Origin of the sequence: Gordonia sp. UBA7860 (assembly GCF_002500165.1) — a bacterium.
Classification (GTDB): Bacteria; Actinomycetota; Actinomycetes; order Mycobacteriales; family Mycobacteriaceae; genus Gordonia; species Gordonia sputi.
In genome coordinates, this window is sequence record NZ_DLSO01000183.1 from 376 (window position 1) to 12,386 (window position 12,011).

The window sequence follows — 12,011 nt, forward strand, 5'->3', positions numbered from 1 at the left end:
CGAGGCCGAGCTCGACGAGGCGGCGCACGGTCGCGAGGCGCAGCTCGCGGGCCGTGGTCTCGAGCTCCTCGGCCGACGTCTTGCCGGCCCAGAACGCCTCGACGGCCTTCTTCAGCTCGCGGCGGCGCCCGATGCGCGGGTAGCCGAGCACGGTCCCGGCGGGGAATCCGACCGGGTTCTGGGTAGGGGAGGGTACGGAAGTGGCCATGATCGAAACCTCTTGCTGGTCCGGAGGACCGGTCAGACGGGCGCGCCGTGCGTGGCGGCGCTCGTCGGGGGCAGGGAGGTGCCGGTGACCCACGGCCCGCTGGCCAGGTCCGGGACGAGCGGGGCGGCGGCGGCGCTGGCGCCGCCCCCGGTCCCGCCCGACCCGCCGCCGAGGTGGACACCCTCGAGCAGGTCAAGAGCGGCGCGGTGCTTGTTGAACGTGTACACGTGCAGACCGGGCGTGCCCGCGTCGAGGACGCGCTGCGCGAGGTCGACCGAGTACGCGATCCCGTAGGCGTGCTGCGCCTCCGGGTCGGGCAGGGCGTCGAGCGCGTCCAGCAGGTGCTGGGGCGCGCGCACGCCCGTGAGCTCCTCGACGCGACGGAGCCGCGCGGGCTCCGTCGTGGGCAGCAGCCCGGCGAGGATGGGGATCGTCACGCCGGCCGCGCGGGCCTCGGCGACGAAGTCGGTGTACGACGACGCGTCGTAGAAGAGCTGCGTGATCGCGAAGCTCGCGCCGGCCTGCTGCTTCTGCCACAGGCGGCGCACCTCCTGGGTGCGGGTCGTGCCGGCGGCGGGGTTGCCGTCGCAGAACGTCGCGACGGCGATCGTCAGCGGCCGGGCCGCGCCGCGCAGCGCGACGGCCGGGTCGGACGCGCAGCGCGACGCCTCGACCTCGCGCAGCAGGGCCACCTGATCCTCGGCAAGGTAGCCGTTCTCGTTCTCGACGAGGCCGACGAAATGCTCGACCTCGGCTTCCTCCCCGACATCGAACGCATCATGGCGGCACTGCCCGAGCAGAAGCAGACGATGCTCTTCTCCGCGACCATGCCCGGCCCCATTGTCACCCTCGCCCGCACGTTCCTGCAGCGTCCGACACACATCCGCGCAGAGCACGCCAACGACTCCGCGGTGCACGAGCGCACCACGCAGTACGTGTACCGCGCACACGCGATGGACAAGGCCGAACTCGTCGCACGCATCCTGCAGGCCGACGGCCGCGGCGCGACGATGATCTTCACGCGCACCAAGCGCACCGCCCAGAAGGTCGCAGACGACCTCGCCGAGCGCGGTTTCTCCGTCGGCGCCGTCCACGGCGACCTCGGTCAGGTGGCACGCGAGAAGGCACTCAAGAAGTTCCGCACCGGAGAGATCGACGTGCTCGTCGCCACCGACGTCGCAGCACGCGGCATCGACATCGACGACGTCACGCACGTCATCAACTACCAGTGCCCCGACGACGACAAGACCTACGTGCACCGCATCGGTCGCACGGGTCGCGCCGGTCGCACCGGCATCGCCATCACACTCGTCGACTGGGACGAGCTGCATCGCTGGGAGCTCATCGATTCGGCACTCAAGCTCGGCGTGCCCGAGCCCGCCGAGACCTACTCGACGTCGGAACACCTCCGCGAAGAGCTCGGTATCCCCGAGTCGGCAACCGGCCGCGTCGCCGCACCCAAGCGCGAGCGCCCCGAAGGCGAACGCGTCGAGCGCACGCCCCGCGCCGAGCGCACCGCGAGTTCGCGGACGCGTCGTCGCACACGAGGCGGCAAGTCCGGCTCCAACGCCGCCGCATCGAACGGCGACAAGCACTCCTCGACCGACGCGGACAACGCGTCCGGTGCAGACAAGGCGACGGCGTCCACCACTGACAACGCGGCGTCGACCGAAGGCGGCGAGAGCAAGCCGCGCAGGCGTCGTCGTCGACGCGGAGGCGCGGGCCGCGGCTCCGACGCGAACACCACTCACGCCGCAGACTCGGCACCGGCGACCGCCACGGCCGACTAGGACTGCACCGAGGTGATCCAACCGCGCCCGGGGCGCCCGTGACACGCATCGCCCCCGAACGACGCACACGCGTCGACCTGGCGGTTTCTGCTGTCATCGTGGTGATCGTCGTCGTGGTCGGCATCGTCGTGTGGTCGGTGAGTCCCGTCCGCCACACCGACAGTGCGCAGGCGTCAGCGCCCGCACCCGAAGTCGCGCCCGCGACGGCGGTCCCGCAGGGATTGCGGGTCGCGTGGACCGCATCGTCGGACGCGACAAGCGTGCCCGCGATGTCCCGCTCTGTCGTGGTCACCGCGGACAACGGCACCGACTCCCACGGCACCGTCGTCGGACATGACCCGACAACGGGCCGCGAACTGTGGCGATACACACGAGATATCCCGCTGTGTTCCGCCGCGGCCGCCTGGCCGACGAGCGCCGACGAGGTGCTGGGGGTGTACCGAAACTCGCGTGGATGCTCGGAGGTGACGGCCCTGGCCTCCTCGACTGGGCAGCGTAAGGGCGCGCGCACCTCCGATGCCGACGACGAACTGAGACTCGTCACCGATTCGGGGTACGTACTCGCGCTCGGCAGCCATCGGCTGGAGACGTGGGGATCGAATCTGGTGCGCGGAATCGAGTACGGTCGGGTCACCGCCCCGGTCAAGCCGGGCACGCAACCCGGCCGCGTCGACTGCAGGTTCTACTCCGGCACCATCAGCGGCGATCGCGTCGCAGTCATCGAACGCTGCAAGAACGACCCCGGCTATCGGCTCACGGTGCTCGGCGCTGTGCTCGACAGCGACGAGAAGGTCAAGCAATACGGGTCGACGTTGATCACCGACACCACCTCGGGGCCACCGCCGGTGCTGATCGCCATGAGCAGTTCGGGGATCGCCGTGTACGACGGCAGAGCCGACCGAACGGGGGCCTCGGGTCAGGTCGCCACGCCGCCCGGCGAGGCCAGGATTCGCGTCTTCGACTCCGACGGGGTCGAAGGACCGGTGAGCACCGTGCAGGGGCCGGAGTCACCGCCCGCCGACAGCGTCGCGTTGACCAGCGAGGGACTCGTCACCTACTTCACCGGAGCCGCGACCGTCGTGCTCGACGGCCAGACCATGCGACCCACCTATCAGGTCCCGCAGACGCTGGGGCCCGGCGAGACCATGGCCGGTTCACTCCTGCTCCCCACGAGGGCGGGCATCAGCGTGCGCGACCCTGCGAACGGCCGCGAAACCGGCTCCATCGCATTCCCTCGCGATTCAGTCACCGCCACGACGAGCCTTCGGGTCATCGGCAGCAACGTCGTCGAACAAACCGGCTCGACGGTCCGCGCGTTGGTTCCCACCGACGCGGGCTGACGCTCGGATCGAAAGCTCAGCTCGGATCGAAGGTCCGCACGTCCTCGCCTGCCTCCCAGTGCTTCCAGAGGTTCTCGGCGAGATCGCGATATGCCGTGGCGCCCTTGTTCTTTCGACCACGCATCACCGACGCGCCAGATGCCGACGCCTCCGCGAACCGCACCGTCCGCGGGATCGGCGGCTCGATCACGGGGAGGTCGTACCGATCCGAGACGTCGGAGAGGACGTCACGACTGTGGGTCGTCCGTGCGTCGAACAATGTGGCGACGGCACCCAGCATCGTCAGGTTGGGGTTGGTGATCTGCTGAACCTCGTTGACCGTGCGCAGAAGTTGTCCGACGCCGCGATGCGCCAGCGTCTCGCACTGCAGCGGCACGATCACCTCATCGGCCGCGGTGAGCCCGTTGAGCGTGAGGACTCCCAGCGAGGGCGGGCAGTCGATCAGGATGACGTCGAAATCCTCGGCCACCTCCGCGAGCGCCCGCTTGAGCGCGTACTCGCGCCCCGGCCGCATCAACAGGAGCGCTTCGGCGCCCGCGAGGTCGATCGTCGCGGGGAGCAGCGTGACGTTGTCGGCCGTGTCGAGGAGAACGTCGGCGATTTCCTCATCACCCAGCAGCACGTCGTGGACCGACGCCTGGAGTTGATCGGGATCGTGCCCCAATGAAAACGTAAGGCACCCTTGTGGATCGAGGTCGACGACGAGCACCGACGCGTCGAGATCGGCGAGCGCGGCGCCCAGGGATTCGACAGTGGTCGTCTTGGCGACGCCACCCTTCTGATTCGCTACCGCCAGCATCCGCGTCATGCGCTCACTCTACGACCCGTCAGATCACAACGTCTCGAGCGCACCGGGTTGTCACACACAATTTCCATCGTGTGATCGAAATCAATACCCCAGTTCGCTTCGACGCCCCGTCCAGCGCCTACTCCGAGGCATGTCACTCACTCGGAAGCGTCGAGGTCGCCGGAGATCCAGCGCACCGACGCCGGATGGAACAGCAGGACAAGTGTCACCACCGCCGCGATTGCCAAGGGGATCGCGAATCCCACCTGGTGGCTGGTGAACAGGTAGTAGGCAACCGGGAGGAGCAGGATCTGAGCGACCAACGAGATGGCCCGGCCCCACCGACGACTGCGCATCAGCGCGATCCCGCCGACGAGAACGCCACCGAAGATGATTCCGAACCAGGCCGCGGTGCCATATCCGCTGATCGCGGCCTCATGGTGGCCCGCAGCCGCACGGATCACCAGGACGACGGCGAAGATGACCGCAATCGCGCCCTCGAGCGCCGTGATCGCCCCTGCCACGCGTAACTGAACCGGACATAGCTCGTCCGTGTTCGACGTCGTCTCGGCCTTCTCACGCCCGTCTCGCGGTGCCGCCCTACGGGCACCACGACCGGCGGGGTCCTGCTTTTTGCTCACCCGTCCAGAGTATTGGGTGCTCGGAGGACGGGGGCGCAGGGTCGGCGTTCGCTGCGACCCCATATCCTCGGGAGTCGTGCGCGTCATGCTCATCGTCAACCCCTTCGCGACCGCGACCACCGCCGCGGGTCGTGATGCGCTCGTCAATACCCTCAGCGCCCATGTCCCGGTCGACGTCGAGCACACCACGCACCGCGGTCATGCCGGCGAACTCGGCGCGCGTGCCCGGGAACAGGGATACGACATCGTCGTCGTGCACGGCGGCGACGGCTCGGTCAACGAGGTGGCCAACGGCATTCTCGGATCGCCGGCCGAGTTCGATCCGACACTCCCCCGCCCGGCGCTCGCGATCATCCCCGGAGGCAGCGCCAATGTCTTCGCACGGACCCTCGGCATCGATTCCGACCCTCTGCGCGCGACGCGCCAGCTGATCGACCTCGTCGACGCCTCGTCGATTCATCGAATCGGCTTGGGACACACGGACACTCGCTGGTTCCTGTTCAACGCGGGAATGGGTATGGACGCCGTGGTGGTGCACGCGATGGAGGACAAACGCCACGCGGGCAAAGCGGCAACACCCGGCCGATACCTGTGGACGACGGTCAGTTGCTTCATACGCGGATCGTCGAGCCAGCCCCCTTTTCGCGTGCAGTTCGACGGCCACGAGCCGATCGACGGTGTGCGATTCGCGTTCGTCTCCAACACCACGCCCTGGACGTTCTTGGGCAACCACGAGATCCGCACGAACCCCGGCACCGACCTCACCGCACGCCTGGGCCTGTTCGCTGCCACGTCGACAGGCCTACTGCGCAACGTCGGACTCGCCACGCGTCTGCTCACGCAGCGCGACCCCAAAGCGCCACACCTGATTCGCGACGACGACGTCGAGTGGGTCCAATTCGACGCCGAGGAGCCGATCGACGTCCAGATGGACGGCGACTACGTCGGGGCGTTCACGTCGATCCACTTCTCGCACCGCGAGTCCGTACTCGGCGTCGTCGCTCCCTGACGAGATGAGGCCCAGATGAGGCCGATCCTCCAGGACCAGTTGAGCACAGTCACTCAGCGCTTCACTGCCATGCACATCGCCCCCTAGCAGCGCAAATTCGACCGCCTCATCCGGCCTCACCTGACTCTCGGGTCAGGTGAATTTCGGGTTACGCCCAGGCAGACGGCAATCGCTGGGTGACCACGATCACGCTCCTGGGTGTCAGAATGCGATCTACGCCACTAGCTGCGGAAACATATCGGCAATAATCGAACAACCGGCGTAGCATAGAACATTGGCACGGACGCGAGTGCACCACCCCCCTCCCACCAGGGGTCACGGAGAGTGATATTGCACACGTGTCAGCGGAACACCATTGACTTCAGCTGAATTCGTGAAAGTATTCACAAGCAACAGCACGGAAACATTTGGTGTGTCTACGTGAACTGATGGTTACAGCCACAAGAAGCAAGATTTCGATGACGAGTGGTGCGCGCAACACACGCACCTGAAGGAGAAGGAATGGACTGGCGTCACAAGGCAATCTGTCGCGACGAGGACCCCGAGCTGTTCTTCCCGGTGGGAACCAGCGGTCCGGCTATCGCACAGATCGCCGATGCGAAGCTCGTCTGCGCGCGGTGTCCCGTCACCGCCGAATGTCTGTCCTGGGCTCTCGAGTCCGGTCAGGACGCCGGTGTGTGGGGCGGCATGAGCGAGGACGAGCGTCGAGCACTGAAGCGTCGTACGGCACGCACGCGGACCCGCAGCAGCGTCTAGATCGACTTACAAACAGTCTGATCGACCACGGTCCCGTGGGGGACCAACAAAAAGACCCGGCCATCGCGCCGGGTCTTTTTGTATTGCCCTCACGTCGGCGTGCGGGCGTGCAATGGAACTGCGATGCGCGCCTGCGCTCCCCGACCTTCCGGGTTCGGCCCGAGTTCCAACTCACCTCCGAGCTCGATCGCGACAAGTGTCTGCACGATCTGAAGCCCCAAGCGCTCCGAGTCGTTGATGGAGAAATCGGCCGGCAGCCCCGAGCCGTTGTCGCGCACGGTCACCACCATGCGCCGCACGTCGCGGTCGGCGGAGATCTCGATCCTGGCGTCGTCACGCACCGCAGCTGTGCCGTCTCCACTGTCGTCCACACGGTCATCCCCGCGTGGGCGAGCGAACCCATGCTCGACGGCGTTCTGTATCAGCTCGGTCAGCACCATCACGAGCGGCATCGCCAGCTCGGCGGGGAGCACCCCGAGGCGGTCACGGTGGCTCACCGACACCGGCGTCTCCCCTGCGGCGACGTCGACCATCGTGGGAAGCAGCCGGGAGACGGCCTCGTCCATGTCGACCTCTTCGTCGACGCTGCCCGAGAGCAACTCGTGCACGGTGGCGATGGCTGCCACTCGTCGGACAGCCTCGACGAGTGCCGATCTCGCTTCCTCGTTGGATGTGCGACGTGCCTGCAGACGCAACAGTGCAGACACCGACTGCAAGTTGTTCTTGACCCGGTGATGAATCTCCCGGATCGTGGCGTCCTTGCTGATCAGTGCGAGGTCTCGACGCTTGACCTCGGTGACGTCGCGGATCAGCACCACGGCACCGGAACTCACACCGCGCGGACGCAACGGCACCGCCCGCAGCAGCACGGTCGCCCGGCGCGCGTCGGCTTCCATACGCATTCCGATGTCGGGGTACGGCCCCTCCGGCGGCGCGACGACGCCCGCGGCGACGTCGATCATGGTGGCGGCGTCGTGAGATTCGAATGGGTCGGTCAGCAGCGACGTCGTGACGTCCGACAGTCGTCTCCCCGAGAGCTCCGACGTCCACCCCATGCGATGAAACGCCGACAGCGCGTTGGGACTCGCATAAAGGACGACGCCGCGCTCGTCGATCCGCACGAAACCGTCGCCCGCGCGTGGGGTCGACAAGCCTCGCGGGTTGACCTCTAGCCGCGCAAACGTGCCGTCGGCAACCATCTGGCACAGGTCGTTCGCCGAGTCCTGATATGCCAGTTCGAGCGGTGAGGGCAGTCGCGGATGAGTGAGGTCGACAGCCCGGGTGAGAACACCGATGACCTCACCGGAGAATCCGACGGGAACCGCCTCGCGCCGAATGGCGACCGGACCGATCCAGGTGGGGTCTTCCTCGCGGAGAATGTGCCCTTCGTCGAATGCGCGCAGCGCCTGCGGGTTGGCGTCGGCACCGACGACCATGCCGACCTGATCGCTCGGAAACACCGTCGACGCCGTGTTGGGTCGGCACTGCGCGACCGTCACCACCTCGCCGTTCTCGGCGCGCACGGCGAGCAGGAAATCGGCGAAGGAAAGGTCGGCGAGCAGTTGCCATTCGGCGACGACGCGCTGCAGATATGCCGCTGCACGGTCGGAGAGTGTTGTGTATTCGGCGAGGAGATCGGCCAGCGTCGACATCGGTGAGGGTGCGCGGCTACTCGTAGGTGGCGATGATGTCGCCTGCATGAATCACATCGCCCACCTTGACCCTGACGTCTGCGAGCGTTCCCGACTCCTCGGCGAGGACCGGGATCTCCATCTTCATCGATTCGAGCAGCACCAGCGTGTCGCCGATCTCGATGCGTTGACCAGGGGTTGCGCGGACTTCCAGAACACTCGCCACGATCTCGGCGACAACGTCTTCTGCCATGTGAACAAACTAGTCCACCGCTGTGACAGGCAGGGCGCGCACCGCGGCGCCCGACTGCCGGCAAGCGATCACGACACGAAAAAGCCCGGGCGGACGCGGTCGGTATGACCGTCGATCACGCTCCGGGCTTTCGTCTGGCACGCAGCTCAGGCGTTGGGGCGCTTGCCGTGGTTGGCTGCGCTCTTCTTGCGTGCGCGCTTCTTGCGTCCGCGCTTACCCATGACGGGCCTCCTTCGTCTCCGATGTGCTCAGTGATTATCCCACGTCGCACCCGGAATCCTGGAATCGGTACCGGTTGGACCTGCGTCGCTTCGTCGAAAGCCGGGGGTCACTCGCCCGCGGAATACCGCGTTTCGCGAACGACGACGGTCTTGCGGATCTCGACGCGCAGTCGGTCACGCAGGCTGTCGGGCGCACGATCTCCCCCGCACTTGCGGTTGATCAGCGCCTTGAGCTGGCTCTCGATGCCGTAGTGCGCCAGGCACGAAGGGCACTCGTCGAGATGCTGCTGAAGTCGGGCGCGAGCCGCGGCGTCGCACTCATTGTCCAGCACAAGCCACACGTCGGCGATGACCGCGGAGCAATCGAGTGAGGTGAATTCGGGATCGTCGGCAAGCGGTACCGGCGCCACATCGGGAGTCGAGTCGCTCATCGTGCCACCCCGCTCTCGGAGGCAGGCTCACGGAGGAAGCCACGATCACGTGCGACGTCCGTCAGCAGTTCACGCAGTTGACGTCGACCACGATGCAGTCGTGACATGACCGTTCCGATCGGAGTGTCCATGATCTCGGCGATCTCCTTGTACGGAAGACCCTCGACGTCGGCGTAGTAGACGGCCATCCGGAAATCCTCCGGAAGTGCCTGCAGCGCAGCCTTGATCTCGTCGTCGGGCAGGGCGTCGAGCGCCTCGATCTCGGCAGAACGCAGACCGGTCGACGTGTGCTCGGCATTGGCCGCCAGCTGCCAGTCGGTGATCTCGTCGGTCGGGTACTGGGCGGGCTGACGCTGCTTCTTGCGGTACCCGTTGATGTATGTGTTGGTCAGGATGCGGTACAGCCAGGCCTTGAGGTTGGTGCCCTCGCGGAACGATGCGAACGCCGAGAATGCCTTAACGTACGTCTCCTGGACCAGATCCTCTGCGTCGGCCGGATTGCGCGTCATTCGAAGCGCCGCGCCGTACATCTGGTCGAGCAACGGGAGCGCGTCGCGCTCGAACCGTTCCGTCAGATCGGCGTCGGTCTCCGACGGATCAGCGCGACGGGGTGCCGAACCCGCTGCGGCGGTCGAATCATCGGTTGTCGACGTTTCTGGGTTCGACGCTTGTGAGGCGGTGTCGCTTGTCCTGTCAGCACCGCCGTCAGAGTCGGGGGACTCGGGAGAAGCCACGTAATTCCCTTCGCTGATGACTCCGATGCCGCCCAACCCGGTGAGGGTCTGCGCAGGTGCACCGGTGATGTCGATCAAGCTTACCGACCCGGCTCCTTCTCGCAGCTCACCAGGTCGTGGTTGCCTCGGTCGTTCGAGCAACGTCGCTCCCACGGCAATCCACCTCCTCGATCTGTTGAAAACGCTCGTGCTGTTGATGTCGCGGCATCTGATGTCGCGGTATCGATCTGTGTTGATCGCCCGCTGAACAGGGGGTGCGGGCGTCCTGACATTGTTGGTCAACAGGGCTGCGCCGACAATTGTTCCGCGCATGTCCGATTTCTTCCGGTGCCCGCGTCTGCGGCACCGCTGACACATCTGGAGGTTCCGATGGCAGCCACCCCCGCGCTCGCGGCGCTCAGCAGGGCTGATGTGCCGCACGAGGTACACAGCTACACCCACGATCGGAAGTCCGAAGCGTATGGAGCGGAAGCGGTGGATGCTCTCTCGTCGACGCTCCGGGTTGCACCCGAGCAGATCTTCAAGACGCTCGTCGTGGCATTGACCGGCGGCCCCGGAGGCCTTGCCGTCGCCGTGGTACCGGTGCCGCGCAAGCTGTCGCTCAAGGCCGTGGCAGCAGCACTCGGAGCGTCGAAGGCGGTGATGGCCGAGGCGAAAGCAGTGACCCGATCCACCGGTTACGTGCTCGGCGGTGTGTCACCACTCGGCCAGCGAACCGCGCTGCCGACGGTCGTCGACTCTTCTGCTCTCGAGTGGGATCGCGTCCTGTGCAGTGCAGGTAAACGCGGCCTGGAAGTGGAGCTGTCGCCCACCGACCTGGTCGCCGCGACCTCGGCCGTCACCGCCGACATCGCCGCCTGAGCGTTTCCCTGTCCCTGAGCGTTCCCCTGCTTCCGTCAGAGTCTCTGTCGGCACCTCGTGTCAGCCCCTCGTGACAGCCCCTCGTGTCAGCCCCTCGTGACAGCATGGACTCCATGTGTGGACGTTTCGCGGTGACGACCGACCCTGCCAAGCTCGCGGCCGAGATCGACGCGGTCAACGAGGTGCCCGCTGCGCCACCCACACCCGACGACCAGACCAGCGCCAAGCAGCCGAGCCCCGATAAGTCCGGTACCGATCAGGCACCGCGGACCCTGGGCACCAACTACAACGTGGCGCCGACGTCGACGATCCTGACCGTCGTCGAACGGCATTCTCACGACGACCCGCACGACGATCCGCGGCTGCGCGTGCGGGCGATGCGATGGGGGCTGGTACCGACGTGGGCCAAAGAGGTCGGCAAGGGACCGTTGCTGTTCAACGCCCGCGCCGAGACCGCTGCGGAGAAGAGTTCGTTCCGCAGTTCGGTGAAGTCCAAGCGCTGCCTCGTGCCCATGGACGGCTGGTACGAGTGGAAGCCCGGCCCGGAGAACAGCCCCCGCCCCGGCAAAAGCAAGGGCAAGCCGACCAAGATCCCGTTCTTCATGTCGCCCAAGGACGGGACACGGCTGTTCATGGCGGGTTTGTGGTCGGCCTGGCACGACCCCACAGATCCCGACGCGCCACCCCTGCTGAGCTGCACCATCCTGACCACCGACGCCGTCGGCGACCTGCGCGAGGTACACGACCGCATGCCGCGGATCATGCCCTACGACAGTTGGGATGCCTGGCTCGATCCCGACCACCCCGCGCCGTCGGAGCTCTTCGCGCCGCCGAGCGAGGCCATCGCCGACGCGATCGCGATCCGCGAGGTCTCGCCCCTGGTCAACCGCGTGGCCAACAACGGACCGGAGCTGCTGGCACCGGTCTGATGAGTCGCACTCACTCGTCGGGCACTCATCGGTCGGGCACTCATCGGTCGGGAACGAGGACGGCGGCACCGTCGAATCGGCCCGCTTTGAGGTCGGACAGCGCTTGGTCGGCCTTCGACAGCGGGTAGGTGTGTGTCGTCGCCGCGACACCGTAGCGGGCGGCGAGCTCGAGGAATTCGCGTCCGTCGTCGCGAGTGTTGGCCGTGACCGAGCGAATCTCCCTCTCGTAGAACAGTTCTCGCTCGTAGTTCAGTGCGGGAATGTCGGACAGGTGTATCCCGGCGATCGACAGCACCCCTCCCCGGTCGAGTGCGCGCATCGCCACCGGGACCAGGTCGCCCACAGGTGCGAAGGTGATCGCTGCGTCGAGAGGCACTGGCGAGCGTCGTAGGCACCGTTGACCGAGGCAGCCCCCAACGA

Annotated in this window: 14 protein-coding genes and 2 pseudogenes; 6 read left to right on the forward strand and 10 right to left on the reverse strand. The window is 66.7% G+C overall.

The features are described 5' to 3' along the window. Positions 1 to 208 (reverse strand): hypothetical protein (locus B3T59_RS22325; protein WP_287005170.1); only part of this gene is annotated, 208 nt, incomplete at its 3' end. 32 nt (positions 209 to 240) lie between these two features. Next, entirely contained in the window at positions 241 to 900 is a 660-nt protein-coding gene (locus tag B3T59_RS22330; protein ID WP_287005173.1) for a methylenetetrahydrofolate reductase, read from the reverse strand. Between B3T59_RS22330 and B3T59_RS22335 the strand changes: the two are divergent. Together B3T59_RS22335 and B3T59_RS22340 are read left to right on the forward strand one after the other, a co-directional pair. Continuing rightward, positions 856 to 1,998: pseudogene (locus B3T59_RS22335) on the forward strand (DEAD/DEAH box helicase); the annotation flags it as partial. The gene B3T59_RS22330 and the pseudogene B3T59_RS22335 overlap by 45 nt on opposite strands. Before the next feature lie 38 nt (positions 1,999 to 2,036). Continuing rightward, complete coding sequence (locus B3T59_RS22340) at positions 2,037 to 3,338, forward strand: hypothetical protein (protein ID WP_005203680.1); 1,302 nt, start codon at positions 2,037 to 2,039, stop codon at positions 3,336 to 3,338. A gap of 16 nt (positions 3,339 to 3,354) precedes the next feature. Here the strand turns inward: B3T59_RS22340 and B3T59_RS22345 are convergent, their stop codons facing one another. Both B3T59_RS22345 and B3T59_RS22350 read right to left on the reverse strand, forming a co-directional pair. Beyond that, entirely contained in the window at positions 3,355 to 4,146 is a 792-nt protein-coding gene (locus tag B3T59_RS22345) for a ParA family protein (protein WP_005203682.1), read from the reverse strand. Positions 4,147 to 4,283: 137 nt separating this feature from the next. Further along, positions 4,284 to 4,649: a hypothetical protein gene (locus B3T59_RS22350; RefSeq protein WP_287005174.1), complete on the reverse strand. Its 366-nt coding sequence runs from the start codon at positions 4,647 to 4,649 to the stop codon at positions 4,284 to 4,286. Positions 4,650 to 4,851: 202 nt separating this feature from the next. On the opposite strand from B3T59_RS22350, the gene B3T59_RS22355 reads away from it, so the two are divergent. Together B3T59_RS22355 and B3T59_RS22360 are read left to right on the forward strand one after the other, a co-directional pair. Continuing rightward, positions 4,852 to 5,775, forward strand: coding sequence for a diacylglycerol/lipid kinase family protein (locus B3T59_RS22355; protein ID WP_287005175.1), 924 nt, complete (start codon positions 4,852 to 4,854; stop codon positions 5,773 to 5,775). A gap of 501 nt (positions 5,776 to 6,276) precedes the next feature. Then, positions 6,277 to 6,531 carry a WhiB family transcriptional regulator gene (locus B3T59_RS22360; protein WP_005170735.1) on the forward strand — a complete coding sequence of 85 codons (255 nt, stop codon included), beginning with the start codon at positions 6,277 to 6,279 and terminating at the stop codon, positions 6,529 to 6,531. Between the two features lie 89 nt (positions 6,532 to 6,620). Here B3T59_RS22360 and B3T59_RS22365 read toward each other — a convergent pair whose 3' ends face one another. The 5 genes from B3T59_RS22365 to B3T59_RS22380 form a co-directional block, all read right to left on the reverse strand. Then, complete coding sequence (locus tag B3T59_RS22365; protein ID WP_287005176.1) at positions 6,621 to 8,183, reverse strand: sensor histidine kinase; 1,563 nt, start codon at positions 8,181 to 8,183, stop codon at positions 6,621 to 6,623. Positions 8,184 to 8,199: 16 nt separating this feature from the next. Then, positions 8,200 to 8,415, reverse strand: coding sequence for a biotin/lipoyl-binding carrier protein (locus tag B3T59_RS22370; RefSeq protein ID WP_064863713.1), 216 nt, complete (start codon positions 8,413 to 8,415; stop codon positions 8,200 to 8,202). Between the two features lie 146 nt (positions 8,416 to 8,561). Beyond that, positions 8,562 to 8,636 (reverse strand): 50S ribosomal protein bL37, encoded by a 75-nt coding sequence (locus tag B3T59_RS24635; RefSeq protein ID WP_109239415.1) that lies wholly within the window; start codon positions 8,634 to 8,636, stop codon positions 8,562 to 8,564. A 107-nt stretch (positions 8,637 to 8,743) separates the two neighbouring features. Beyond that, positions 8,744 to 9,067, reverse strand: coding sequence for a mycothiol system anti-sigma-R factor (rsrA, locus tag B3T59_RS22375; protein WP_287005171.1), 324 nt, complete (start codon positions 9,065 to 9,067; stop codon positions 8,744 to 8,746). Then, complete coding sequence (locus tag B3T59_RS22380; protein WP_231895111.1) at positions 9,064 to 9,879, reverse strand: sigma-70 family RNA polymerase sigma factor; 816 nt, start codon at positions 9,877 to 9,879, stop codon at positions 9,064 to 9,066. The genes rsrA and B3T59_RS22380 overlap by 4 nt, the downstream gene beginning before the upstream one ends. A 291-nt stretch (positions 9,880 to 10,170) precedes the next feature. On the opposite strand from B3T59_RS22380, the gene B3T59_RS22385 reads away from it, so the two are divergent. Together B3T59_RS22385 and B3T59_RS22390 are read left to right on the forward strand one after the other, a co-directional pair. Then, positions 10,171 to 10,662 (forward strand): aminoacyl-tRNA deacylase, encoded by a 492-nt coding sequence (locus B3T59_RS22385; protein ID WP_064863729.1) that lies wholly within the window; start codon positions 10,171 to 10,173, stop codon positions 10,660 to 10,662. 113 nt (positions 10,663 to 10,775) lie between these two features. After that, a complete protein-coding gene (locus B3T59_RS22390) occupies positions 10,776 to 11,591 on the forward strand; it encodes an SOS response-associated peptidase (protein WP_064863728.1) in 816 nt (271 codons plus the stop codon). A 40-nt stretch (positions 11,592 to 11,631) separates the two neighbouring features. On the opposite strand, the pseudogene B3T59_RS22395 reads toward B3T59_RS22390, so the two are convergent. Then, positions 11,632 to 12,011 (reverse strand): annotated as a pseudogene (locus B3T59_RS22395) (alcohol dehydrogenase); the annotation flags it as partial.

Bases quoted from the DNA above. Each gene is read 5' to 3' on its own strand.
- B3T59_RS22345 (WP_005203682.1), bottom strand. From the start codon at position 4,146: ATGACGCGGATGCTGGCGGTAGCGAATCAGAAGGGTGGCGTCGCCAAG.
- B3T59_RS22355 (WP_287005175.1), top strand. From the start codon at position 4,852: ATGCTCATCGTCAACCCCTTCGCGACCGCGACCACCGCCGCGGGTCGT.
- B3T59_RS22360 (WP_005170735.1), top strand. From the start codon at position 6,277: ATGGACTGGCGTCACAAGGCAATCTGTCGCGACGAGGACCCCGAGCTG.
- B3T59_RS22365 (WP_287005176.1), bottom strand. From the start codon at position 8,183: ATGTCGACGCTGGCCGATCTCCTCGCCGAATACACAACACTCTCCGAC.
- B3T59_RS22370 (WP_064863713.1), bottom strand. From the start codon at position 8,415: ATGGCAGAAGACGTTGTCGCCGAGATCGTGGCGAGTGTTCTGGAAGTC.
- rsrA (WP_287005171.1), bottom strand. From the start codon at position 9,067: ATGAGCGACTCGACTCCCGATGTGGCGCCGGTACCGCTTGCCGACGAT.
- B3T59_RS22385 (WP_064863729.1), top strand. From the start codon at position 10,171: ATGGCAGCCACCCCCGCGCTCGCGGCGCTCAGCAGGGCTGATGTGCCG.
- B3T59_RS22390 (WP_064863728.1), top strand. From the start codon at position 10,776: ATGTGTGGACGTTTCGCGGTGACGACCGACCCTGCCAAGCTCGCGGCC.